Source organism: Providencia sp. (genome assembly GCF_003533305.1).
Classification (GTDB): domain Bacteria; phylum Pseudomonadota; class Gammaproteobacteria; order Enterobacterales; family Enterobacteriaceae; genus Providencia.
The window spans coordinates 13,599-38,850 of sequence record NZ_DOEH01000016.1 but is presented as its reverse complement, the minus strand read 5'-3'; the positions used below and the strand labels follow the sequence as shown (position 1 = coordinate 38,850).

The following is a 25,252-nucleotide window of genomic DNA, read 5'->3' as shown; positions in this document are numbered from 1 at the left end:
AGTATGACGAGCATACTAAACAAGAGAATGAACAAACATGCCTTGGATCCAAATAAAACTTAACTCAAACGCTAAACAAGCAGAAGCACTAGGCGACGAACTTATCGAAAGTGGCGCAGTCTCTGTCACTTTCCAAGATAGCCACGATGTGCCTGTCTTTGAACCTCTGCCAGGAGAAACTCGGTTATGGGGAGACACTGACGTTATTGGTTTATATGACGCAGAAACCGATATGAATACAGTTATTGCTCAATTAGAAAATAGCCCTCTTCTGGCCGCTGGCTTCCCCCATAAAATAGAACAAATAGAAGATAAAGACTGGGAAAGAGAATGGATGGATAACTTTCATCCAATGCGTTTTGGTCAACGTTTATGGATCTGCCCAAGTTGGCGTGAAGTACCCGATCCAACTGCAGTTAATGTAATGCTTGATCCAGGCTTAGCCTTTGGTACAGGAACGCATCCAACCACCTCTTTATGTCTTGAATGGTTAGACGGCATTGATCTTGAAGGTAAAACTGTTATCGATTTTGGCTGCGGATCTGGCATTCTCGCGATTGCAGCCCTAAAACTAGGTGCCGCCCACGCCATCGGGATCGACATTGATCCACAAGCCATTACAGCAAGCCGTGATAATGCACAGCGTAATAATGTATCAGACCGTTTATCTTTGTATCTCGCCAAAGACCAACCAAAAGCGCTGCAAGCCGATGTCGTCGTGGCTAACATCCTTGCAGGCCCATTACGCGAACTCGCGCCTATGATTAGCGTATTGCCATGTGCGGGTGGTTTACTCGGACTTTCAGGCGTGCTTGCAACACAAGCCGAAGGTGTTGCCGACGCTTATCGTGCCGATTTTGAAATTGACCCTATAGCAGAAAAAGATGAATGGTGCCGCATCACTGGTGTCAAGCATTTTTAATAGAAATATTATGCTGATTAAAGAATAATTTCTTTGAAATTCAAATCAGAATAGATTATCTTATAGCTCAAATATTGCTCAATAGCTGGCGATAATCTGTTCTGCACTAGATTTGAATCGAGTAACTGTAATTTTAATAAATTGTGATGAATTAACTGTAATCAATTGTTAAATATAGCTAATTTAACCTTCTTGAAAAAATCAAGATAAAAATTTTAGTGATAAATGACCGTTTGCTCAAAGTTTGTCCTTTCAAATCTTGTAAAAAATGCGTAATATACGCGCCCTTGCAGTCACAGTATGGCCCCCATTTTAGTTATGCGTATCGGACAATATCAGTTGAGAAACTGTCTTATTGCTGCCCCCATGGCAGGTATCACAGATAAGCCTTTTAGGTCACTCTGTTATGACATGGGTGCTGGAATGACAGTATCAGAAATGCTTTCTTCTAATCCTCAGGTGTGGAAGACAGACAAATCTAGACTAAGAATGGTTCATCGCGATGAACTTGGGGTTCGTTCCGTTCAAATAGCTGGCAATGATCCCGATGAAATGGCCGCCGCGGCTCAAATTAATATTGAGAGTGGTGCTCAAATCATTGATATCAATATGGGCTGTCCAGCTAAAAAAGTGAATCGAAAGCTTGCAGGCTCTGCACTGTTGCGTTATCCAGATATCGTTAAATCGATTCTAGAAACCGTGGTCAAAGCAGTAGATGTGCCTGTGACACTTAAAATTCGCACAGGCTGGTCGCCTGAAGAACGAAACTGTATAGAAATTGCCAAATTGGCCGAAGATTGTGGTATTCAAGCTATTACCATTCACGGCAGAACTAAAGCCTGCTTGTTTAATGGTGAAGCTGAGTATGACAATATTCGGGCAGTTAAGCAGACTGTTACCATTCCGGTTATTGCCAATGGCGACATTACTGACCCGCTAAAAGCCAGAGCTGTCTTAGACTACACAGGGGCTGATGCCTTGATGGTAGGCAGAGCTGCTCAGGGAAGACCTTGGATCTTTCGGGAAATCCAACATTATCTGGACACAGGTGAGATATTGCCACCGATGCCAATGGCAGAGGTACAACGCATAATGCTAGCGCATGTACAGGAATTGCACGACTTTTACGGTCAAGGCAAAGGAGCCCGTATAGCGCGCAAACATGTTTCTTGGTACTTACGAGAGCATGCACCTGATGACCAGTTTAGGCGCTCATTCAACGCCATTGAGGATGCCAGCGAACAGCTGGAGGTGTTGGAAGCATTTTTTGAAAATTTTTGCGTAAATAAAAGATAAGAGCTGACTGAACTATGTTCGAACAACGCGTAAATTCTGACGTACTAACTGTTGCTACTGTAAATTCACAAGATCAAGTAACTCAAAAACCGTTACGTGACTCAGTTAAGCAAGCACTGAAGAACTATTTTGCTCAATTAAATAATCAAGATGTTAATGATTTATATGAGCTTGTATTGGCTGAGGTAGAACAGCCTTTGTTGGACATGGTTATGCAATATACCCGTGGAAACCAGACCCGTGCTGCCCTAATGATGGGTATCAACCGCGGTACACTGCGTAAGAAATTGAAAAAATACGGCATGAATTAATCCTAGTCGATTAATGCAGTGTTTTTAGAAGCACTTTCTGTTTTTCAGGAAGTGCTTTTTTGTGACCATATCCTCAACCCTTCCCTATCTAAAATATCCTAACTCTCTAATTTTTCAGATGTCCTTAAATCGGTACCTGGAATTAGTGTCGATACCACAGGGCAAGGCGATATCGATATTCGTGGTCAAGGTTCTGAAACTGCACAACGCAATTTACAAGTTCTCTTAGATGGCGCGCCAATTACGACGCTATCTAACCATCCTTATACAACAAATTATGATGTCTTCCCTGTCGAGCAACTTGAACGCATCGAAATCATTCCAGGTGGCGGTAGTGTGCTTTACAGCTCAGGAACTGCTGGAGGGGTGATTAATATCACATCAAACCTCAGAAGCATGAAAAACCCAAAAAGCACGGTTTTATCTGAGTGGAACTCGGAAGGAAATCGATTAAGTGGAAGCCTTGGAACTAAAGTCGGTGATAACTTTGCATTGCTAGGCACAGCCAGTAAGTTAAACTATGTCATTCGAACCTATTATCTATAAAGAACATCCTATCAAAATGTATTTTAAAAAAACGGTAGTTTTCCAATATTAATATTTTTGAATAACAAGGGGCTAGGCTTTGGCTAGCAATTAATTATGTTAAATTGCAAATCCAAAGTCTAGACGCAGTAAATAGCTAAGACAGCATGATTTCGCTATACAACGGTATCTGCTGATAAATGAAACTTCTGTACTGATTGCTGTAGATCTTTGGTCTGATGCTCTAAAGAACTTGCCGCTGTCGCGACTTGCTCAACTAAAGAAGCATTCTGCTGAGTGACACTATCCATCTGAGTGATGGCGACCCCCACCTGTGCAATACCTTTACTTTGCTCTTCAGATGCGACAGTAATTCGCTTCATCACAACAGAAACCTGATCAATATCTTGTAAAATATTTTCCATTGTTGCGCCCATTTCATTGACCAAATTTGTCCCCTTCTCAACGCAAGATGTTGAGTTTGCGATCAATTGTTCAATTTCCATTGCGGCATCTGCACTATGGCTAGCAAGCTTACGCACTTCCGCTGCTACCACCATAAACCCACGCCCATGTACACCGGCTCGCGCGGCTTCAATTGATGCATTCAGCGCCAAAATATTTGTTTGAAAACTAATATCGTTGATCATGCTGATGATATCGGAAATTTTTCTGCCACTCAGTGCAATTTCGTCCATAGTTGCCACAACTGACTCAACAAGCGAATTACCTTGATTTGCCGTCACAAAAGCAGCCGCGGCCAATTTATTTGCTTGATAAGTACTGTCCATATTTAATTGCACAGTCGCAGTAATTTGTTCCATACTCGCTGCGGTTTCCTCTAAAGCCGCTGCCTGCTCCTCTGTGCGTGAAGAAAGATCGCTATTACCATTGGAGATCTCTGTAGCACCTCGATAAATATTTTCACTTCCAAGGCGGATCGTCATAACAGCTTCACGTAAATTATTCTGCATTTCATCTAATAATGGAAATAATCTGCCCGCACAATTTCGGCCAAATGGCTTAATTGTTTGGCTCAAATCCCCTTGTGCTATTTGAGCAAAATATTGACGAATGGTATCCAATGGCTTCTGTAACATGCTAACCAAAAAACGATCTGTAAAGATCAAAATTAACACCCCAAGAATTGCAGCAACAACAATCACTACACGAGTAATATCCATAAGATTATCAACAGTGCCACGAGTATGATCGATAACATCATCAGCAGATTGATTAAATTGTTGAATCGCAGCACCAAAAGCACGACTTAATACAGGAGTTACATTATGGGAATGGGAAATATACTTATTATTATCATTTTCCATTGAGAGCGCTAATTGAGGCCTGATCCCTTCATCTAAAAGCGCTTGCCAAGTATTAATAACACTATCCGATATTGCTTTATCCATAGGGCCGGGAGAAATTGACTTCATTTCAGCTAAATATGTGCCCATATTGACCATCGCTTCTTTAACTAAAGCATAATCAGGCTCTTTTCCTGCATTTTTGGTTTCCATCGCACGAGTCAATCGTGTAACAAAACGAAAATACTGATCATTTCCTTGGCTTAATACTGCCATTTGTTTGACTAACTGACGGTCAATATTATTACCATCGGCAATTCGGCTAAGTGCCCAGCCGCTATATAGGCTCATTCCAGCTAATATTAAACATAAGATTCCTAACAACACGAGCATGACGGAGCGAATCGAATAATCTCGAAGTTTCTGCATAAAATTCCTCTTTTGGTAAGATAAAATGACATTATTTAAGTTTATCGGCTGGAAAATGAGAAATTTTAATTATTTACAGAAGACTATATAGCTCGTTATTACCAAAACTATTTCATCAATAAGTATTATTTATTAATTTAATTAAAATGTTGCATATAGGCTGAGCTCCCTTTGAAAAATCAAGGTTAATCCATCAAAACATCTTACTTTTACTAATCAATCGATATCACAAAGTAACTTTTACAAATAGGATATTACGTATTAATTAAGACAATTTGATTGCACTGAAAAGATGCCGAGGGCCTTTCCCGTATGTTGACGAGTAGCCTGATAATAGGCCTATAAAATACAATGGTATTAATTATAAACTTATAGTCATAAAATTATAGATATTGATGAGCAAATTAATAGTTAACTAATAATTTATTATCTGAGAAATTAAAAAACAACAATTTAATATTAACTATAATAAAAACAGAAACAAATAGAAAAATGCTGAGCTTAAAAAATTAACATGATTTAAATCACACTCAAAATCATTCAATCACCAAATTTCTTGATATTCACAAATAACAATTATAAAGTCGCTCAGCTTAGCCATTATATAAACTTAAAAACATGAGATATGACTACACATAATATAATTAAAAAAACATTTCATAATAAATAATAAAGGGTTGAAATAATCATGATAGACCTAAGAAGTGATACTTTAACAAAATTAAAATACAAAGATTTAGATAGTATTAATTACAACCAAATTGGAGATGATTGTTATAATGAAGATTATTACGTAAAAAAACTGGAGCATCATATCGCCAATCTCTTTAATAAAGAAGACGCTATATTTATGCCGTCAGGCACAATGAGTAACCAAATAGGGTTAAAAGTCCTTTCTAATCCAGGAGATGAAGTTATTACGGAAGTTGGCTATCACATTTGTTTTTTTGAGTCATCACAAACCTCAGCGTTAAATGGACTCGTTATTAATAATGTTCGTACTAGAAATGGCATCCTTAGTGCAGACGATGTTATTGATGCTATAAATTATAAGGCTAGATGGTCGAATTTATATTCAACGCCAAAAATAATATCAATCGAAAGCAGCATTAGCACTTATGGCGGAATGATTTTTCCACTTGAAGAAATAAAAAAGCTAAGGCATTTATGCAATGAAAATAATATGTTTTTATTTCTCGATGGGGCTAGAGTATTAAACACATGCATATCAATAAGTATATCGCCACAAAAATATGTTGAAAATATAGATATGCTTAATATCTGCTTATCAAAAGGAATAGGTGCGCCCTTTGGCTCCCTTCTTGTCGGAAAGAAAAAAGATATCACTACAGCCAAAAAATATCGAAAATGGTATGGCGGTGCATTACACCAATCGGGATTGATGGCAGCGATTGCCTTGAATAAATTAAAAGATTATGAAATTAACTTAAAAATAGACCATGACAATGCAAAGTATTTAGCCTCAATAACATCCAAATATTTCCAATTGGCCTATCCTGTTGAAACTAATATTGTCATGTTAAAGACAAATAATGCCGAAAATCTCGTGGATATTTTAAAAAATTATGACGTGTTAAGTACTGCATGGACATCAAATATGGTTAGATTTGTCACAAGTTCTAATGTAAATAAAAACATGATAGCTCAATTAGATAAAATCTATAATTCAATCGTTAAAAAATATAAAGAGTTTTCATGATATATAAAATAATCACATCCCGATTTCTATCGGGCATATCATTCTACAGTTTTTTGCCTTTTTTTTCTTTATATCTTTTGAACTATAAAAACATTCCAGAAGATAAGACTGCAATCATTATATTTATATTTTTATTTATTAGCCGAGCGTGTTCATTATTCACCCCCTATATAATAAAATTACTAGGGTATAAAAAAACATTAATAACAACCTACTTTCTTGCTTCTGTTTCTATTTTAAGCATTTATTTCATATCTAGTTATATTTTTCTCATATTCGTTTCAGCTGCGATTGGCGCAGGATTTTCTATAGCAAACGTTTGTGCCAGCCTATTTATGGCTGAAAATAATAACCACTCTGACAGGATAAAGAATTTTTCATTATTGAATGTTATTGTTAATATATCATCAGCATTAGGTGGTATTATCGGGGAATGGTCTTATAATGAATCTTATTCAGGCATTATTATATTACCATCAGCAATAATGTTTTTATCATCTATTTATGCCTTCACCTTAACTGAAGGGGAAATATCAAAAAAAGATGATAAAAATAATACAACACCTTCTTCAACACTAAAAGCATGGTACTTATTTGTAGGTTATAGCTCAATTCCATTTTTTATGTTAGGCCTAATTTTTAGAAACTTAGCTTATCATTTTGAGTCAAATTACGCTGAAAACATTCATTATATTTCAGTTTCTCATTTATTTGCATTAAATGCTGCTATTATTATTTTTTTACAAGTAAAAGTAACCCATTATTTAGCTAAAAAGAAATCAAGCGTACAAGAAACGATGTATAAACTCAGTTTAGCATTAATCTCTACTCTACTTCTATTTTTTGATTTCAAATCTACTATGAGCATGTATTTATTAATTATTCTATTCACATTAAGCGAGCTAATTTGGAGCCCTTATAACAACAGCTTGGCTATCGAAAAATGCCCGTTTCGAAATAAAAAAATATCATTATCTATTTGTATCTTCTGTTGGGGACTAGCCGAATCTCTCGGCGCCTATATAGGAATAATATCAACCCCTGAACAATTACATATAACCATACCATTAATAACATTTTCAATATTACTTATTTTATTCTCCATAGAGTATTACTTATATAACAGGAAGCGTAATGAAAACGATAATTTTTCTAGAATGTAATATCTCCGGCACAGGTGTTCGTGCAATAAAAATAGCGCAAGAAAATGGTTATAGAGCGGTACTATTTACCAAGGAATATGATTTTTACCATACCATCGCTGACAACCCATTACTGTATGCCGACCTTGTTGTAGAACTTAATACTGACTGCATTGCAACAATTATCAATGCTGCAATAGACTATAACCCCAATGGAATTGTCGCATTTGATGACTACCGATTAATCAATGCCGCAGCAGCATCCCATGCCCTCGGTTTACCCTCACCAAATATGAAGTCGCTTATTTTATGTCGATACAAAAACAAAACGCGACAAATATTATTTGACCCAAATGATGATTTTAAATATCGCGTTTTCGATATTAAAGATAAGATTGATATTTCTGAAATGAAATTTCCGCTGGTTGTAAAACCTTGTGATGACAGCGGTAGTAGTAAAGTAACAATATGCCATAGTCTAGAGGAAGTTAATATTGCAGTTGAAGAAATTATCGCATTCAGAACAAACCAACGAGGCTATAAACTATCCTCTAGCTATCTTATTGAAGAGTTTATTGATGGAAATGAGTATAGTGCAGAAGCATATTGGTGTGCAGCTACCTCACAATGGGAAATATTAGGATTTACTAAAAAGCACACCACCGAAGGAAAATATTCTGTCGAAATAGGTCATGACTTCCCCTATAAATTTGATTCAAACTCTAAAATCAAAAAAACCATTATAGATTGGCTTAATAAAATTGGATTATCCCATACGGTTGCACATGTTGAATTTAAATTAGATAAAAAATCAATCATGCTGATAGAGATAAATCCGAGGGTCGCGGGCGGTATGATTGATAAGCTTTGCTCAATTTCAACTGGATTTGATTTGGTTCATTGTTACTTATCTCTGTTTGTTAACGACATGGAATACAGGCCAAAATTTATATATAAAGCACAATATGCATCAATAAGATTTTTAACCTCAAAACGTATTGGGATAATTGATAAGATCATTCCAAAATTTATATTAAATAAGCCGTTATTATTTAAATTCGTTCCCACACCAATAAAAATTAAGCAACTTAAAGATAGTTATAGCCGGCTAGGTTATGTCATTACTATTGAAAATTCACTAATACAGGCAGCAGCGGAAGCAGACGAGATGATAAAAAATATTGAGATCATTTATGATTAAAACAATAAAAAAGGCACAGTAAACCCGCACTGTGCCTTTACAGTTATTTTTATAACAAGGTTTGAAAATTAACGGTATATCGGTAATAAATTAAACTGTGCAAGTAATTGACAAATAATTCCAAATACCCCAAAAGCAATCACTGCATAGATCAATCCTTTTCCACCCCATACTTTAAATTTTGCATCAGGGAATCGTTCTCTTACTTTCAAGGCCATGACTGCTGGACATATAACCGCCCAGATACAGGCAGCCATTCCTGCATAAGCAATTGCGATAAGAAAACCATTAGGAAATAGCATGCAAAGGACAAGTGGAGGTAAGAAACACAATAATGCTGTTTTCATTCTTCCTGATGAATTATCGTTAAAGTTCAACGATGATAAGATGTAATCGAATAAACCGATTGCCACACCCAAGAATGAACAAAACACGGCACTAATTGAGAACCAAAGTAAGAATGTTGCTATGTGCTTACTATTAAGAACGGCATAAAGGGATTCTATAAATGCATCTAAGTTACCGCCTTTATTAATAATATTTAGAAATTCAGGCCTTGGAAGATTCCCCATGGTGCCTAATATCCATAAAAAATAAAGAACTAATGCCAATACACACCCAATAATACAACTCTTAACGACCTTTCTTTCATTCTCATGATAAAGCTTATAAAGACTACATACATTACCATGATAACCAAAAGAGGTAATCGCATAGGGAATAACAATAAAGACAAATGGGAGTAATGAAGCTTGTCCACCTTCGACTGGGGATGTTAATAATAAATCTGTTTTTACAATAAGAAACAACCCTGAGAATGCGAGAATAAACAACACTATTTTAATGAATAAAAATAATGACGTTAATCTACTCGCACCAATACCACTCCACCAAATACTAGCACCTAATATTAATGTAAAACAAACAAATATAAGTCTTAGATTAATATCATACCCATAAATTGTTGCTGCCTCTTTGATAACTGAACCCGCCGCAGAAATATAAGCATATATCAATATATACAATACAAATATTAATGCCATATTTGCAAGATAACAGGCCCATTTAGGTAATAGTTCTTTTGATATAAAAAAGTAATTTGTTCCTGAACCATATTTTGATATACATTCTAAAATATAAATCCCTGAGTGAAACATAAAAAAGCAAACAATTAATAGGATTACAACTGAGTTAATAAACCAAGCTCCTGCCATAATAGTTGGCAAGCTAAACATCCCTGCCCCTATCATTGCACCGCCTAGCACAAAACCCCCTACCATAATGGAGGGTTCTTTCTTGGCTGCCAAATTGTTCATGCTATATACCTTAAGAATAAGGATAAGACTCCCGCATTGCACGGGAGCCCGAAGAACTACTTATTATTTAATAGGTTTTAATCTCGCAGTAAAGTGTCTCAATACTGGTGGCTCATATTCAAAATCAAGTCCTTTCAGTGTCGCGAACTTATCTTTAAGACCAATCAGAGCATCTGCAATGTAATCCATGTGGTCATTGGTATAAACACGTCTTGCGATAGTGAGTCGCATAAATTCCATGTCTGCGTATTTTTGTTTACCTGTTTCTGGATCGCGACCTAATAAGAACGAACCAATTTCAACAGCACGAACACCTGATTCTAAATACAATGCATTAATGACGGCTTGTGCAGGGAATTGATCGCCTGGGATTTGTGGCACTAATTTTTTGCAGTCAACAAATACAGCGTGACCACCGGTAGGATATTGAATTGGAATACCACCTTCACGCAAACGGTCGCCCAAGTATTTAACTTGACCAATACGATAGTGCAAATAATCTTCCCCAGCACCTTCTTCTAATCCTTGAACCATTGCAGCCATATCACGACCCGCTAGGCCGCCATAAGTTACAAACCCTTCCATAGGCACACAACGCTGTCTTGCTAGTGTGAATATTTCTTCGTTATTTTTAATCGCGACTAAACCACCGATATTTAATAATGGGTCTTTTTTCGCTGACATAGTCAATGCATCAGCATATTTGTACATATCAAAAATAACTTCTTTAATTGTAGAATTTTTATATTTTGGATCGCGTTCTTTAATAAAGTATGCGTTTTCACAAAAACGCGCAGAGTCCATAACAACGAAAATATTATGTTGTTTTGCTATTTCATAAACTTCTTTCAAATTAGACATTGAAACTGGCTGGCCACCCGCACTATTACAAGTCACAGTAGAAATAATAGCGACAACGTTTTCTGCACCATGTTTAGCAATATTATCTTTTAATTTCTGAATATCGAAGTCGCCTTTCCAATCATCATAAGTTTCTGAGTCATAGGCTTTTTCAGTTACAATATTAATTGCTTTACATCCGTTTAATTCAACGTGTGCAGCGGTAGTATCAAAATGAAAGTTAGAAATAAATACCGGCTTTTTCGCGCCGCCTTGGTCTTTCTTAACTTTCAGCAATACTGGGAACAACATATTTTCCGCACCGCGACCTTGGTGAGCGGGAATAACATAGTCATAACCAAACATTTCTTTAACTTTATCTTTTAATTCATAATAATTACGAGAGCCTGCATACGCTTCATCACCCGTAATCATCGCAGCCCACTGACGGTCACTCATTGCGTTCGTGCCTGAGTCAGTTAAAAGGTCAATATAGACTGCGCTGCTTGGTAATAAAAATGGGTTATATCCTGCTTCTTTTAATGCAGCTTCACGCTCTTCTCTTGAAGGAATACGGATATTTTCTACCATTTTAATACGGAATGGTTCTACGATTCTTTTAGCCATGATAATACCTTTAATTTTTCATTAAATAATAAAAATAACAATTTGAACTTATAAAAATAAGTTAGCAAATTTTTGACAGGAAAAAATTAGAGGATTATTTGTTTGGGAAAAAGAAAGCGAGGGAAATATCAATGTTGAACCATTTCTTCATATAGAAGAAACTCCTTGATATTAGTAATTCATTTAAAAGAAACATACTATGACTCCTATCAGTAAGGAATTAGTACAACCATTGCCATTGTTTATATAACAGTTATGAAATTAATTTAATAACTATTGTCATGTAATTAGTCATGCATCACATTATTATGATTTTCGGCTATAACAGTTTGACTCATATCACAGTCTCTATTGTTTATTTGAAATTCATAAGAAAACTAATTTTTAACTTAATTATTTTCATTGATATAATTATTTAATATTAAAAATAAATAACTAATCATTTAATTTTGCAGGTTAATTTAACTTAATAAAAACAAAACCAAACTCAAATTAAATAAAAATAAAGCCTCCATAGAGACTTTATTTTTTACGATATCATTTAACAATTATTGTGCATCTTTTCCATATTTAGGTGACCTTGGACCATACAAGATCCCATTAGGCTTACCAGCAGATAATAATCGGGCACTTGTTATGCCAGCAATACCGTAGCTCTTATCTGTCATCGTATCCGCAATCTGGTTAACAACGGCGGAGACAAGTACACCTATAATACCTGATGATGATGAATTGTTTTCAGTACTTGAAGCCGTTGCAGAGCCACTCCACAGTAACGTCCCTGTACGAGCATCGACAAGCTTGGCATTTGCAGTGACCCGAGTATCACTCGCAATAACCTGATAGCTTGTTCCATATTCGGTAATATCTAAATACAGTACAGCATCAGCACCAAAAATTTCATGCAATTTTTTTGGTGGAACCGCTTGTATATCGCCTGCATTTGCCATGCCGTTTTGCTTAAACGTTTCTTCAACTACAGCAACAGGGAAAACATAATAGCCTGCTTCCGCTAACGGCAGTGTTGTTTGAGCTAATAGACCATGACTTGCTTGTACTTCAGGTGTGCTATTTTGAGGTAATAACACCAATATACTTTTAGGTTTACTTTGATTAAACGCACTGTAATCAACTTTAGTTGGCTGTGCGCAGCCAGTTAATAACCACGTCATAATCAAAGCACTGACTATCAATACGCGTTTCATTTTATTTTCCCTTTATTTTTCATTAGAAAATCCATGTAAGCTGCAGATTCTGGATATAACGCTTTTTCTGTATTGAATTCAGTCATTGCTAAATCAATGGCACCAATAGTCGAATATAATAACCCCATATGCGCATGTAATCCTGGCGCAACAGCAAGCCCTTTAGCTTTACTTATCTCAATATTTTTCTTCAATGCTTCAATTTGCTCGGATGGACTTGTTTCTGTTTGTTGATAATATTGATACACCGTTGTTTGATAACCATCCCAGTTATACAAAGGTTTCGGTTCTTTAGCACAACCATTTAATAAAATAGCCCCTGCAATAATTAGCAGTAATTTTGTTTTCATCATATTCCCTTATTTCGCTGGCTGCCATGCACCGCTTTCAACACCAGAAACTAAATTATTCACAGCTTCTCTAATTGCTAAGTCTAAAACTTTACCATTTAATGTAGAGTCATAACTTGCAGTTCCACCGAAACCAATAACTTCTCTATTTGATAATTCATATTCACCTGCACCTTGTGAGGAGAATACAACTTCAGATGTTTGTACATTAACAACATTTAAATTAACTTTTGCATAAGCTATTTGTGATTTACCACGACCTAAAATGCCAAATAATTGACGATCGCCAACTTCTTTACGGCCAAACTCAGTAACATCACCAGTGATGACATAAGTCGCACCTTTAAGTTGTTGCGTTTGACCTTTAATACCCGCTTCTTCTTTTAATTCCTGCATATTGGCGCGATCTAAAACATTAAATCGACCTGTTTGTTGTAAATGCGTCATTAAAATTGTTTTTGATTGATTACCTAAACGGTCAACCCCATCAGAAAAAATACCATTCATATAACTAGAACGATTATCAAATTTCCCGATTGATATTGGGCTTTTAGGGCCTGAATAATTAGTCTTATATGAAGCCACTTTTTCGACTTCGAGTGAACGAGAAGATTCTTTAGCGCAACCACTAAGTAATGCACCTGCAATAAAAACAGATACTATACTGATTTTTGATATATTCATTTAGCATTCTCAATTAAATTTATTTATTTTAACTAATAACTTAGTACAAACATATTTTGCATCAAATACAAATTAGGGTCTAGCTAAGTTTACTCATTTCCATTGTAATTAAGAAATATAGCCAATTTTTAATTACTAGTTCCCATTATTTAATCGCACAATAACCAAGGTTTACTAATTGTTTAACAAAGTGTTTTCATTTACAATGACCAATAGTATTTAAATTAATCGTTAAAATAAAAACAAAGTGAGAAATGATTTTAAAAAAATAATATTAAATTACTTCGATTCCACTTAGGAGAGAAATTTAAATTTTAAATTAACCATAATGAAAACATAAAACACTTTATGTTCAAAAGGAATATATAATGCTTTATTAGTTTAATGTATATATTAATTACTGACTAAATAGTTTCTCTGTATATATTTTATATACTAAACTTCTTTGCCCGTTATCAAAATATCGGTCAACATGGCATTTTCGTTCTTTCGTATCACAGAAAATACCGTTCTAGAACATTATTTTAGTTTTATCAAAATCACCTTCTTTCTGAATACGAGCCGCTTATTTTTTGCCTAAGTATTTTTTATATCAGCTCAATCGATATCCCTTCTTGTCACACAGCACATTTTTCTGGTGACTTAAGCTCAGAAACTGTTTTAGCCATGCTTAAGACTAGTAACAATACAGCTACGACCCAACTACCAGCAATAATCTATTTTTCATATGAATACCTAAAATTAAAGGGTAAATATCAACATGTGTTTCACACAAAAGTTAGACTTCAAATCATCATATACAATCAATAATTCATTGAAGCTTAAAAATAAGTGAACTAAATTTCCTCAGAATATTTTCTCGTCACCCCGAGCTTTAACATAAAGCATATCAGATTTAATGCATACAATATCCATTTACTGCATCATTTTAACTTTTCATTAACATAAGTGATTGTACTTTTCTCAATTAAAGTTAAGTGTAGAACATGCCATTTTGAACCTATTAAAAAAACACCGCCTGCAGTTTAAAAAGGTATTAAACGCTCACGATAAGAGAACGATTTATGACAATACAAACTATCGCTGTAAAATCATTTAGATCAACAAAAACAACATCAAAAGTACTATTAATTTGCTGGATGAGTATTTTATTTGAAGGCTATGACGTTGGTGTTATGGGCGCTGTACTCCCAACACTTGCTGAGTATAAACAGTGGAGTCTCTCTCCTTTAGAGTTGGGTGTATTAAGCAGCTATGCCCTAGTTGGCATGTTCTTCGGCGCCTTCATTATTGGTACATTAAGTGAATTATATGGCAGACGCCGCATGTTACTCGCCTGTGTCGCTTTATTTTCTTTAACGATGATTGGCGCGGCATTAGCACCAACGCCTTGGTTTTTTGGGTTAATGCGTTTCATCGGCGGTATTGGTTTAGGCGGTGTTATTCCAGTCGCCGCAGCGCTGACAATCGAGTATTCTCCCCCAGAGAAACGCTCGTTCAATTATGGCATCATGTATTCAGGTTATTCATTAGGTATTTTAAGCGCCGCGTTAGTCGCTATGTGGTTATTAGAGCAATTTGGCTGGAGAAGTGTTATTGCTTTTGGTGCATTACCATTATTACTCATCTGGCCAATGGCACGTATTTTGCCTGAATCTTTAGAGTATTTATCCCATAAAGGTTTGCATACCCAAGCCGAACAATTAGCCCATAAATTAGAAATTAACTATCAGGCATCACCAGAACAACAGCAACAAAAATCACAAAGTGTAAAAGAAATTATAGCAGTGGTATTTGCTAAAAAGCATTTACGGGCAACCGCCTGTTTTTGGATAGCATTATTCTGTGGCATGTTGTTAGTCTATGGATTAAATACTTGGCTACCATCAATTATGAGAAAAGAAGGCTATAACCTAGGTTCAAGTCTGACATTTTTAATCGTGTTTAGCTTAGCTTCTGCATTAGGTGGATTATTCCTAGGAAAAATTGCAGATAGATATGGTGTGCGTAATTCTGTCGCATTTTTCTTTTTACTCGGCGCAATAGGTGTTGGTTGCTTAGCCTTTAAACAAAATATCTATATGAACTATGTATTAGTTGCTTTTGCTGGTGTCGGCAGTATTTCTGCGGCCTTAATACTGACTGGCTATATTGCAAATTACTATCCATCAAATGCAAGAGCTTCTGCAACGGGTTGGGCATTAAGTTTTTCTCGTATAGGAGCCATGACCGGCCCAATATTTGGCGCTTATATTGCAAGTTTAGGTATCGCCACGAGCTGGAACTTTATCGCATTCGCGGTTGTTGCCGTTATTGCAGCAACTGCGGTAATTTTATTACCCAAAAAACGCCAATAAAATTATACAAAAAAACATTACTAAAATAGGATAGGTTTAATACTATCCTATTTTTTCCATCATATTATTTCAGTGTCGATTACACTTGATAATAAATGTGACTATACTTATAGAAATTAACGTTTAAAGGTTCTTGTTCTGCCTTTAAATATTAATATTTAGATCGTATTTAACTAATCACATCGAATTAAAATAACTAGATAATACTGAGTACCTACCCATCATCGCCAATTTACTAAGTAAAATTAACATTATAATAATAAATAAAGGTATATAGTACAAATAGGAATTCCATTACAATAAACGACTCAACACATTTTCAAACTATTTGAAAATAAAACAAATAAGTAAAAATAAACTTTCTTGTGATAAATACAATTACCTACTAGTAAAGAAAATGATTACTGATAAACTTGCGGTCAGTATAGATGACAACCCAAAAATGCCACTAAATCTTTTTAACACGCTTTTTAACGTAATGTTGAATAAAAACGATGACTTCACAACCTGCATACAAACAAATTCAGTCTTACATTTTACGTAGTATTGATCTTGGTATTTTTAAACCTGAAACCCAGATCCCTACAGAACTTGAGCTTTGTGCACAATTCAATGTCAGTCGCATGACTGTTAATAAAGCTATTTCAGAATTAGGCCAAAAAGGAATTTTAAATCGAATTGCAGGAAAAGGTACATTTGTCGCGACACAAAAGCATGAACTACCCGTCACTAAAGCTTTTGATATTTTTGATGAAATATCAATGAGTGGTAATAAATATAGTGGTCAACAATTACAACTTAAAGTTATTTCTGCAACAACTGAAATCGCTTTGCAGCTCGGTATTATCGAAGGTAGCGATGTTGGCTACTGTAAAGTACTTCATTTCGAAAATGATATCCCATTAATGCTTGAAGAACGCTTTGTAAACCATTCTATTGCTCCTGATTTTGTAAAACAACAGTTTGGCAATAACGAAACACCGAGCGGTTTTTTACAGCGCCATTTTCCCGTAAGTGAAATGGAACATACAATAGAAGCAACATTGGCGACCAAAACAATAGCTCAGTCACTGTCAATCAAAGAAAGCTCTCCTTGCTTGCAACTTAGCCGCCGAACTTGGACAGGTACAACATTAATTAGCTATGTAAATATGATTACAGCAGGCTCTCGTTATAAGTTAAAACTCCATTCTCGCATTGAAAATTAACTAAAAAAATGGGGCATATTCGCCCCAAACCGACTAATAAATACAAAACACATCAAGCACATTAATCCCAGAAATACGTTAAATTACATTCAGCTAGTTGAAAATCGCCCCTAATGAATAACGATATCATTTGAACCAACTTGAATAACTAACAGTCTAGTAATTTCAAATATCATGGGTAAACATCACAACAAATAAATTTTACATTCCTTGATAAATAGGACCTTCCCCACCTTGTGGCGCGGTCCAAGTAATATTTCTCGAAGGATCTTTAATATCGCAAGCCTTACAATGCAGACAGTTTTGAGCGTTTATCTGTAATTTATCTTGTTCTTTTTCGCTAATAATTTCATACACTCCCGCAGGACAATAACGCGTTTCCGGTGCCCCATACTTTGTTAAATTCACCTTAATTGGAACCGTGAGATCTTTTAATTTCAAATGACAAGGTTGTTGTTCTTCATGGTGAGTATTTGATAAAAACACTGATGAAGATCGATCAAAGGTCAGCGTGCCATCGGGTTTTGGATAGACAATCGGCTGGCAATTTTTTGCTTCTTTGAGGCTTTCATGATCCTCGTGTTTTAATTTAAGCGTCCAAGGCGCACGCCCTTTTAAAAGTAATTGTTCCGTACCAAATAACATCGAGCCGATAACCAAGCCTTTTTTCATATAAGGCTTAAAATTACGTGTTTGGTATAACTCATCATAAAGCCAGCTTTGTTCAAATTTATTCTTAAACTGAATTTTAAATAACTCGTCATTCACTAGTTCATGGCTTAGGGGATCAAATAATGCCTCAGCGGCTAACGAACCACTTTTAACCGCACAGTGACTTCCTTTAATACGAGCAGCATTAAGAAATCCCGCGTCATCCCCAATTAATACGCCACCTGGAAAGGTTAATTCTGGCAATGCTGATAACCCACCCGCTACCATCGTTCTAGCGCCATAGCTCAATCGTTCTCCACCCTCTAAAAAAGCACTAAATGAAGGATGTGTTTTTAAACGCTGAAATTCTTCAAAAGGCGATAAATATGGATTTTCATAATTCAGCCCAACAACTAATCCGATCGCTACTAAGTTGTCACCATAATGATAAGCAAAACCACCACCATAGGTTTGATTATCGAGAGGCCAACCAACCGAATGAACAACTAACCCAGGTTGATGTTGCTCTTTTGGGATCTGCCAAATTTCTTTTAACCCTAGTCCGTAAGTTTGTTTTCCACTATTTTCAGCTAAATCAAAATGGTCAATAAGCTGCTTACCTAATTGCCCACGGCAACCTTCAGCAAAAAAGGTCATTTTCGCGATTAGATTCATACCTGGTTGATAAGCCGCGGTAGGATTTCCTGCTTTATCCAACCCCATGTCACCTGTTGTAATACCAATTACTTGACCTGATTCACCAAATAAAATTTGTGTCGCGACAAAACCGGCAAAAATATCAACACCAAGCCCTTCAGCTTCTGCCGCTAAAGCAGCGCAAATCTGCCCAAGGCTGCCAATTAAATTACCGCTATTTTTTAAGCAGGTAGGCAGTAATGATAACGGTAAATTGCTTGCTTTATGTTCTTTTAGCCAGAGAAATCGATCGCTGCTCACTGGTGTTAAATCAGCAGTTACTTTCTGCTGCCAGTCAGGTAATAATTCATTTAAAGCACGAGGATCAATAACTGCACCTGATAAAATATGCGCGCCTATTTCAGCTCCTTTATCAATTAAACACACCGAGAGCGCGATTTCCCGCTCAATGGCGAGCTGTTTTAAACGAATTGCTGCAGATAATCCTGCGGGCCCACCACCGACAATCAAGACATCAAATTCCATCGATTCCCGCTCAGGCGTCACATTTATATTTACGCTATTGTCGATAGTCATGAGCCCCTCCTACGCTAACGCTTGATCAAATTCAGGTAAAATTTCAAATAGATCGCCGACAATACCGTAATCTGCGACTTGGAAAATAGGCGCTTCAGGATCACTATTGATGGCAACGATCACTTTACTTTCTTTCATTCCCGCCACATGTTGTATCGCCCCTGAAATACCGACGGCGATATATAAATCTGGAGCAACAATTTTCCCTGTTTGTCCGACTTGATAATCATTCGGTACATAACCTGCATCAACCGCAGCTCTTGAAGCGCCAACTGCTGCGCCCAATTTGTCAGCAATAGCTTCCAATAATACAAAGTTTTCCCCAGAACTAAGCCCACGCCCACCGGATATCACTATTTTTGCAGAGCTTAACTCAGCACGGGCAACCTGCGTTAAAGACTGGCTTTTTAACTGTGAAAGTTGGCTGATATCATTCACGATAACCGTTTCAATTGGCGCGCTATCTTGTATTTCCGTCACTCCTGAAAACGCAGAACTCCGCACAGTGATAACGACTTGATTGCCATTATTTTGTACTGTCGCTAATGCATTACCTGCATAAATAGGTCGAATAAAAGTTTCAGCATCGATAACTTGAGTAATATCTGATATCTGAGAAATACCTAAGGTTGCCGCTACGCGTGGCGCTATATTTTTGCCAAATGTGGTCGCAGGAAATAACAAATGGCTATAATTCTGCGCAACGGCAACAATCGCACGCGTCATGGGTTCTGCAAGCTGAGATTCCAATACCGCCGCTTCAATGGTGATAACTTTCTCAACACCATCAATAACACTACCCAGTTCAGCCACCGCTGCTGTTTGGCTACCCACAACCAGAAGATGTAAGCTACCCCCTATTGAGAGGATTTCACGTGCCGCAGTGATACTATGATAAGTTGATGATTTAATTGTTTGATTATCATGTTCAACAATAACTAAGACTGATAACTGACTCATGGTAAGGCTCCTTGATTAAATCACTTCTTTCGCTTTAAGCTCACTGACCAATGCTGTTGCATTATTCAATAAAGTGCACTGCCCGCTGCGCTTTTTAGGTTCAGAAACATTGATAGTCTTAACTTGGCCCAAAGGTGAGAAATCCATCTCGACGATATTCATGATTTCTAATGGCTTTTTCTTGGCTTTCATAATATTAGGCAATGTTGCATAGCGTGGTACATTGAGGCGTAAATCGGTTGTAACAATAGCTGGAAGTGGCATAGAAAGCGTTTCTAGCCCACCGTCAATTTCACGAGTAACATGAATTAAGTCATTTTCAATAATAATTTGTGATGCAAAAGTTCCTTGAGGGTATTCAAGTAGCGCTGACAGCATTTGTCCTGTTTGATTGCAATCATCATCAATTGCTTGTTTGCCTAGCAAAATAAGATCTGGCTGCTCACGAATAACTACTTGTTGTAATAAGCGAGCAATATCCAACGGCTCTAATATCATATCCGCAGGCCTTTGCAGCAAAATAGCGCTATCTGCGCCGAGAGCCATTGCACTACGTAAGATCTCTTGAGAACTTATCTCGCCAATAGAAACCACTACCACTTCACTCGCTTTTCCAGCTTCTTTCAAACGTACCGCTTCTTCCACTGCGATTTCATCGAATGGATTAATAGCCATTTTGACATTAGTAAGCTCTACTCCAGAACCGTCTGCTTTCACTCTAATTTTTACGTTGTGGTCAATAACTCGCTTCACTGCGATTAAGATTTTCATAACGGCTCCTATCACTATTTATCTGAATAACTTTCAATTTCTTTGAACGTATTTTTGAGTTGAAGGAAGCCTTAGCAGTGATTAATTCACTGCTATTGCTCTCTTATTTTTTATTTAGATCTACGCTTTAAGACTATGGCTCAGCACTTAAAAACACTTATTTCTCCGTGGGCAATATCAACCTATCGGCAACGGATGTTGGCCATTTTTTGATTGCGACATAATAAATAACACTGGTCGCCACTAAGCCAATAATCCATGAAATATCAACACCACCTAATGCCTCCACGAGTGGACCGGTATAGAATCCCGTTGAGATAAAAGGTAATTGAATTAATACACCAATAACGTATGTGGTGATCCCAACTTTGTTCCAACGACCATAACGCCCTTCTGGATTAGCGAGTTCAGGTACATCGTAGCGCCCTTTAGTCACCCAATAGTAATCGACTAAATTAATTGCACTCCAAGGCGTAAAGAAAGCCAGTAAGAACAATAAAAATGCAGAGAATAATTTTAGAAATGAATGCTGCCCAGCAAGGCCTAAAAGGGTTGAGAAACTCACCATTAAGATAATAAAAAACAGTCGTTGACCACGGGTTATTTGGTTTTTCCCACGAAAACCACACCAAATTGCCGCCATAGACATGAAGCTACCATAAGCATTCAACGCCGTTATGGTGACCTTTCCAAAGAAAATACTGATATACAATAATGCGGCAATTAGACCTGTGCTACCTAAACCGACAATATAAGAAACTTCATTGCCCGCAAATTTGTTGCCAGCTAATGCCGCTGCGAATACACCCAAGATCATCGAAGCTTGCGTGCCAATCACAGTACCTGAACCGACAGCTAAAAACGCTTTGATTGTCGGTGTTTTGGTCGGTAAATAACGTGAATAGTCTGCGACATAAGGCCCAAAGGCGATTTGCCAAGAAGCCGATAACGACATCGCTAATAAGAAATTAGTCCAATCAAAATGACGATTATCCAATAAAACAGAAACATCATTCATATAGAACAAACGGAAAAATAAGTAAAAGAAAGCAATAACGCCAATTACACTCGCGGCCTTCCCTAATATATGAATGATCCGATAACCGCAGATGGTTATACCAATAATTACCGCACCGAATATTAATATTCCCATCCAATCGCTAATATGTAATAGCTGACCAACCGCTTGACCTGCTAATACAGTACCACTTGCCGAAAATCCGACATACATCATACAAACTAATAGGATAGGAATAACAGCGCCATACACACCAAATTGAACACGGCTGGATATCATTTGCGGTAAGCCAAGTTTAGGCCCTTGAACAGCATGTAAAGCCATCACCGCACCACCTAATAACTGGCCGATAAATAAGCCTATTAGCGACCAGAACACATCACCACCGAGCACAACGGCAAGCGCCCCAGTCACAATTGCGGTTATCTGTAAATTAGCACCAAACCAAAGCGTGAATTGACTCGATAACGTACCATGACGTTCTGATTCAGGGATATAGTCGATAGAGCGAGCTTCAATTAATGGAACGTTTTCCTGTTTGCTTTTCTTTTCTACGTTTATTTCGTTTGAAACTGTCATGGTAACTCCTCTTTAAGCAAGGGCTGGCCTAAAGAATGAATCAATTAGTCATAATGCGTATTTGTCAAATACCGTCATTAAATATTATTTAGGGCGATGTTTTATCTTTTGTCTACCCGTCATTAATAATTGAAATACATTCTTAAACCTGATTGTTGTTGTGTTTTAATTCCATGATCCTGTGACTAGCTAATTTTGCTTAATAATCGGTAGTCGCCTGTCCCGCCTACCGAGGTCTAACTTTTCTCTTTTAAATTATCAAACCGCATCTAGAACAGCGCGAGAAATAATGATTTTTTGAATTTCTGAGGTACCTTCAAAAATACGTAAAATTCTAGCGTCACGTACATAGCGCTCTAAAGGTAAATCGCGAATGTAGCCATAACCGCCATGAAGTTGTAATGCCGCATCAGTAACAAACCCTGCACACTCAGCCGCAAACAGTTTTGCTGTGGCCGATTGTAAACTAAAGCGATTGCCTGAATCACGCAACTGCGCCGCATGCCAAGTCAGCATTCTTGCTGCTTCGAGTTGTGTATGCATATCAGCAATTCGCCATTGAGTTCCTTGATAGGCAGCCAACGGTTTTTTACCAATTTGACGTTCCTTAACCCAACCTAATGCGCTTTCCATGGCTGCTCGCGCAATCCCCAATGAGGTTGCCGCAACTTCAACACGACCTTTATCCAAAACTTCCATTGCCGTATGAAAACCTTTATTTTCTTCACCTAAAAGACCCGATTCAGGTAGCCAGCAGTTAATCGCTAACTCATAAATAGTACTTCCTCGTAACCCCATGGTTTTTTCCGGTTGCGAAAATGCCACTCCTTCCGTCCCTTTTGGGATCATGAAAGCACTGATGCCTCGAGCCCCAGCCTCAGGATCTGTTTTGGCATACAACACAATAAAATCCGCTTCTTTCGCATTGGTAATATAATGCTTATTACCTTTAATACGCCAACCGCCATTTTCACGAGTTGCCGTCGTTCGCATATCTGCCGGATTCGAACCTGCCGCAGGCTCTGTCAGGCCAAAAGCACCTAAAACTTCACCACTTGCCGCTTTCGGTAACCAATGCGCTTTTTGCTGCTCGGTCCCACCAATTAAAATCGAATCAGTCGCAAGAAAATGCGCCGTTAATGCAGATGATGTTGAAGCACAAGCCGCAGCAACGCCTTCGACCACTCGGCTCATTGCTACACTCCCAATACCAAAACCACCATATTGTTCCGGTAAATTAATTCCCCAACATCCCATTTCACCAAGGGCAGCTAAGCTCTCGGCACAAAAAGTTTCTGTTTCATCATAACGTTGTGCATTAGGCTGTAAAATATCGCGACACACTTTTTCAACTGCATCGACAATGGCTTGTTCTGTCTCATTAATTTCAAAGCTCATCGTATTGTCTCCACGCTTTTTGTTGTCGTTTTTATCGGTTTATAAATATCATTAGCTTCACCTAATACAGGTGCTCGTTGAATCGAATGCGGCTTATACCCATTAAAGAAAACTGGCTGAGAAACCAAAGGTGTGCCGCCATCGTTTAGATGTGTCAGAACTTGGCGAACCTTTGCGTGTTCACTCTGGGTTGCTTGCTGTAAGTTATGAATAGGTGAGGCTGGAACCCCTGCATTAAGCAATAGGTCGCACACATCTTCAACACTTCGTTGCCCAGTCCAACATTCAATTTCTTGTCTCAGTTCTGCCTGATAAATCGTTCGCGTCGGGTCGTCAAGATAGCGAGGGTCACTCAACAACTCCGGTTTTCCTATACATTGGCAAAAACGTTGAAATAGCTTTTCACTCGCAATCGCAATTACCACTAAACCATCATCGGCCTGATAAGTATCAAATGGCGTCGATACAGGGTGGCGATTACCCACTAAGCTTGGGGCTTTATCATTGGCAAATAAGTTTGAAAGCCCAGTAAGTTGCATACTTAGCAATACATCAACCATCGCAACATCAATATATTGTGCACTTTCCCCATGACGTTCCCTCGCAAATAGCGCACTGCTGATCGCCCATGAAGCAAACATACCTGCGCAAACATCACCAATAGATTCACCGCTACGCGTTGGCCCCGTTTGTGGAAAACCTGTCACGCTCATCAAGCCAGACATGGCTTGAGCAACAATGTCATAAGCAGGGTAACTTGCTAACGGACTATCCTGACCAAAACCAGAAATACTGGCGTAGACTAACTTGGGGTTATGCTGTTTTAAGCTGTCAAAATCGATGCCAAGCCGTGCTGTAACACCTGGACGAAAATTTTCAACCACCACATCACTGTCTTTTACTAATTGAAAAAGAATGGCGCGATCGGCATCTGATTTTAGATCTAACTCAATACTGCGCTTCCCTCTGTTGATCAGACCGTAATAAACGCTCTCGCCATCAATAAAAGGTCCTAAATGACGACTATCATCACCTTGATTTGGCACTTCAATTTTAATCACTTCAGCACCAAGATCTGCCATCATGCCTGTACAATAAGGGCCGGCAAGTACGCGGCTTAAATCAATGACTTTAATCCCAGCAAGGGGCCCTGTCCTTTTTTGAGTTGACGCAGTATTCATACTGAATTCCTTATATCTTCA

Annotated in this window: 20 protein-coding genes and 1 pseudogene; 9 read left to right on the top strand and 12 right to left on the bottom strand. The window is 37.5% G+C overall.

The window, feature by feature from the left end:
- Window positions 1-37: 37 nt before the first annotated feature.
- The 4 genes and pseudogenes from prmA to DD649_RS09130 all read left to right on the top strand — a co-directional run.
- Window positions 38-922, top strand: coding sequence for a 50S ribosomal protein L11 methyltransferase (gene prmA, locus DD649_RS09145; protein WP_294106427.1), 885 nt, complete (start codon window positions 38-40; stop codon window positions 920-922).
- Window positions 923-1,240: 318 nt separating this feature from the next.
- Window positions 1,241-2,218: a tRNA dihydrouridine synthase DusB gene (dusB, locus tag DD649_RS09140; RefSeq protein ID WP_294106952.1), complete on the top strand. Its 978-nt coding sequence runs from the start codon at window positions 1,241-1,243 to the stop codon at window positions 2,216-2,218.
- A gap of 14 nt (window positions 2,219-2,232) precedes the next feature.
- Window positions 2,233-2,529: a DNA-binding transcriptional regulator Fis gene (gene fis, locus DD649_RS09135; protein ID WP_004258438.1), complete on the top strand. Its 297-nt coding sequence runs from the start codon at window positions 2,233-2,235 to the stop codon at window positions 2,527-2,529.
- A 117-nt stretch (window positions 2,530-2,646) separates the two neighbouring features.
- Window positions 2,647-3,075, top strand: a pseudogene (locus DD649_RS09130) (Plug domain-containing protein); the annotation flags it as partial.
- A 155-nt stretch (window positions 3,076-3,230) separates the two neighbouring features.
- Here DD649_RS09130 and DD649_RS09125 read toward each other — a convergent pair.
- Entirely contained in the window at window positions 3,231-4,790 is a 1,560-nt protein-coding gene (locus DD649_RS09125; RefSeq protein WP_294106291.1) for a methyl-accepting chemotaxis protein, read from the bottom strand.
- A 688-nt stretch (window positions 4,791-5,478) separates the two neighbouring features.
- Between DD649_RS09125 and DD649_RS09120 the strand changes: the two genes are divergently transcribed.
- From DD649_RS09120 to DD649_RS09110, 3 genes are read left to right on the top strand one after another with little or no spacing between them, the layout of a single operon-like run.
- Window positions 5,479-6,510: an aminotransferase class I/II-fold pyridoxal phosphate-dependent enzyme gene (locus DD649_RS09120; RefSeq protein ID WP_336430167.1), complete on the top strand. Its 1,032-nt coding sequence runs from the start codon at window positions 5,479-5,481 to the stop codon at window positions 6,508-6,510.
- On the top strand, window positions 6,507-7,673 hold the full coding sequence (locus tag DD649_RS09115) for an MFS transporter (protein ID WP_294106285.1): 1,167 nt from the start codon (window positions 6,507-6,509) through the stop codon (window positions 7,671-7,673). Before DD649_RS09120 ends, DD649_RS09115 begins: the two co-directional genes overlap by 4 nt.
- Window positions 7,645-8,853, top strand: coding sequence for an ATP-grasp domain-containing protein (locus DD649_RS09110; RefSeq protein WP_294106283.1), 1,209 nt, complete (start codon window positions 7,645-7,647; stop codon window positions 8,851-8,853). The genes DD649_RS09115 and DD649_RS09110 overlap by 29 nt, the downstream gene beginning before the upstream one ends.
- 68 nt (window positions 8,854-8,921) lie before the next feature.
- Here DD649_RS09110 and DD649_RS09105 read toward each other — a convergent pair whose 3' ends face one another.
- The 5 genes from DD649_RS09105 to DD649_RS09085 all read right to left on the bottom strand — a co-directional run bounded on the left by DD649_RS09105 (window position 8,922) and on the right by DD649_RS09085 (window position 13,875).
- Window positions 8,922-10,169 carry an aromatic amino acid transporter gene (locus tag DD649_RS09105; protein ID WP_294106280.1) on the bottom strand — a complete coding sequence of 416 codons (1,248 nt, stop codon included), beginning with the start codon at window positions 10,167-10,169 and terminating at the stop codon, window positions 8,922-8,924.
- A gap of 63 nt (window positions 10,170-10,232) precedes the next feature.
- Window positions 10,233-11,636: a tryptophanase gene (locus DD649_RS09100; protein ID WP_294106276.1), complete on the bottom strand. Its 1,404-nt coding sequence runs from the start codon at window positions 11,634-11,636 to the stop codon at window positions 10,233-10,235.
- 548 nt (window positions 11,637-12,184) lie between these two features.
- On the bottom strand, window positions 12,185-12,841 hold the full coding sequence (locus DD649_RS09095; protein WP_294106273.1) for a DUF799 domain-containing protein: 657 nt from the start codon (window positions 12,839-12,841) through the stop codon (window positions 12,185-12,187).
- Window positions 12,838-13,191: a DUF4810 domain-containing protein gene (locus tag DD649_RS09090; protein WP_336430155.1), complete on the bottom strand. Its 354-nt coding sequence runs from the start codon at window positions 13,189-13,191 to the stop codon at window positions 12,838-12,840. The genes DD649_RS09095 and DD649_RS09090 overlap by 4 nt, the downstream gene beginning before the upstream one ends.
- Window positions 13,192-13,200: 9 nt before the next feature.
- Window positions 13,201-13,875, bottom strand: coding sequence for a CsgG/HfaB family protein (locus DD649_RS09085; protein WP_294106255.1), 675 nt, complete (start codon window positions 13,873-13,875; stop codon window positions 13,201-13,203).
- A gap of 1,064 nt (window positions 13,876-14,939) precedes the next feature.
- On the opposite strand from DD649_RS09085, the gene DD649_RS09080 reads away from it, so the two are divergent.
- Together DD649_RS09080 and DD649_RS09075 are read left to right on the top strand one after the other, a co-directional pair.
- Window positions 14,940-16,232 carry an aromatic acid/H+ symport family MFS transporter gene (locus DD649_RS09080; RefSeq protein ID WP_294106253.1) on the top strand — a complete coding sequence of 431 codons (1,293 nt, stop codon included), beginning with the start codon at window positions 14,940-14,942 and terminating at the stop codon, window positions 16,230-16,232.
- Between the two features lie 494 nt (window positions 16,233-16,726).
- Entirely contained in the window at window positions 16,727-17,440 is a 714-nt protein-coding gene (locus DD649_RS09075) for a UTRA domain-containing protein (RefSeq protein WP_294106250.1), read from the top strand.
- 201 nt (window positions 17,441-17,641) lie between these two features.
- On the opposite strand, the gene DD649_RS09070 is transcribed toward DD649_RS09075, so the two are convergent.
- The 6 genes from DD649_RS09070 to DD649_RS09045 form a co-directional block, all read right to left on the bottom strand.
- Entirely contained in the window at window positions 17,642-19,324 is a 1,683-nt protein-coding gene (locus tag DD649_RS09070) for an electron transfer flavoprotein-ubiquinone oxidoreductase (protein WP_294106247.1), read from the bottom strand.
- A 9-nt stretch (window positions 19,325-19,333) separates the two neighbouring features.
- Entirely contained in the window at window positions 19,334-20,284 is a 951-nt protein-coding gene (locus tag DD649_RS09065; RefSeq protein ID WP_294106244.1) for an FAD-binding protein, read from the bottom strand.
- A gap of 15 nt (window positions 20,285-20,299) precedes the next feature.
- A complete protein-coding gene (locus tag DD649_RS09060; protein WP_294106241.1) occupies window positions 20,300-21,055 on the bottom strand; it encodes an electron transfer flavoprotein subunit beta/FixA family protein in 756 nt (251 codons plus the stop codon).
- A gap of 157 nt (window positions 21,056-21,212) precedes the next feature.
- Entirely contained in the window at window positions 21,213-22,652 is a 1,440-nt protein-coding gene (locus DD649_RS09055) for a cytosine permease (protein WP_294106238.1), read from the bottom strand.
- 258 nt (window positions 22,653-22,910) lie between these two features.
- Window positions 22,911-24,050, bottom strand: coding sequence for an acyl-CoA dehydrogenase family protein (locus tag DD649_RS09050; RefSeq protein WP_336430142.1), 1,140 nt, complete (start codon window positions 24,048-24,050; stop codon window positions 22,911-22,913).
- Window positions 24,047-25,231: a CoA transferase gene (locus tag DD649_RS09045; RefSeq protein ID WP_336430138.1), complete on the bottom strand. Its 1,185-nt coding sequence runs from the start codon at window positions 25,229-25,231 to the stop codon at window positions 24,047-24,049. The genes DD649_RS09050 and DD649_RS09045 overlap by 4 nt, the downstream gene beginning before the upstream one ends.
- Window positions 25,232-25,252: the final 21 nt, after the last annotated feature.

Coding starts and splice junctions, on each gene's coding strand:
- prmA (WP_294106427.1), top strand. CDS start 38: ATGCCTTGGATCCAAATAAAACTTAACTCAAACGCTAAACAAGCAGAA.
- dusB (WP_294106952.1), top strand. CDS start 1,241: ATGCGTATCGGACAATATCAGTTGAGAAACTGTCTTATTGCTGCCCCC.
- fis (WP_004258438.1), top strand. CDS start 2,233: ATGTTCGAACAACGCGTAAATTCTGACGTACTAACTGTTGCTACTGTA.
- DD649_RS09125 (WP_294106291.1), bottom strand. CDS start 4,790: ATGCAGAAACTTCGAGATTATTCGATTCGCTCCGTCATGCTCGTGTTG.
- DD649_RS09120 (WP_336430167.1), top strand. CDS start 5,479: ATGATAGACCTAAGAAGTGATACTTTAACAAAATTAAAATACAAAGAT.
- DD649_RS09115 (WP_294106285.1), top strand. CDS start 6,507: ATGATATATAAAATAATCACATCCCGATTTCTATCGGGCATATCATTC.
- DD649_RS09110 (WP_294106283.1), top strand. CDS start 7,645: ATGAAAACGATAATTTTTCTAGAATGTAATATCTCCGGCACAGGTGTT.
- DD649_RS09105 (WP_294106280.1), bottom strand. CDS start 10,169: ATGAACAATTTGGCAGCCAAGAAAGAACCCTCCATTATGGTAGGGGGT.
- DD649_RS09100 (WP_294106276.1), bottom strand. CDS start 11,636: ATGGCTAAAAGAATCGTAGAACCATTCCGTATTAAAATGGTAGAAAAT.
- DD649_RS09095 (WP_294106273.1), bottom strand. CDS start 12,841: ATGAAACGCGTATTGATAGTCAGTGCTTTGATTATGACGTGGTTATTA.
- DD649_RS09090 (WP_336430155.1), bottom strand. CDS start 13,191: ATGAAAACAAAATTACTGCTAATTATTGCAGGGGCTATTTTATTAAAT.
- DD649_RS09085 (WP_294106255.1), bottom strand. CDS start 13,875: ATGAATATATCAAAAATCAGTATAGTATCTGTTTTTATTGCAGGTGCA.
- DD649_RS09080 (WP_294106253.1), top strand. CDS start 14,940: ATGACAATACAAACTATCGCTGTAAAATCATTTAGATCAACAAAAACA.
- DD649_RS09075 (WP_294106250.1), top strand. CDS start 16,727: ATGACTTCACAACCTGCATACAAACAAATTCAGTCTTACATTTTACGT.
- DD649_RS09070 (WP_294106247.1), bottom strand. CDS start 19,324: ATGACTATCGACAATAGCGTAAATATAAATGTGACGCCTGAGCGGGAA.
- DD649_RS09065 (WP_294106244.1), bottom strand. CDS start 20,284: ATGAGTCAGTTATCAGTCTTAGTTATTGTTGAACATGATAATCAAACA.
- DD649_RS09060 (WP_294106241.1), bottom strand. CDS start 21,055: ATGAAAATCTTAATCGCAGTGAAGCGAGTTATTGACCACAACGTAAAA.
- DD649_RS09055 (WP_294106238.1), bottom strand. CDS start 22,652: ATGACAGTTTCAAACGAAATAAACGTAGAAAAGAAAAGCAAACAGGAA.
- DD649_RS09050 (WP_336430142.1), bottom strand. CDS start 24,050: ATGAGCTTTGAAATTAATGAGACAGAACAAGCCATTGTCGATGCAGTT.
- DD649_RS09045 (WP_336430138.1), bottom strand. CDS start 25,231: ATGAATACTGCGTCAACTCAAAAAAGGACAGGGCCCCTTGCTGGGATT.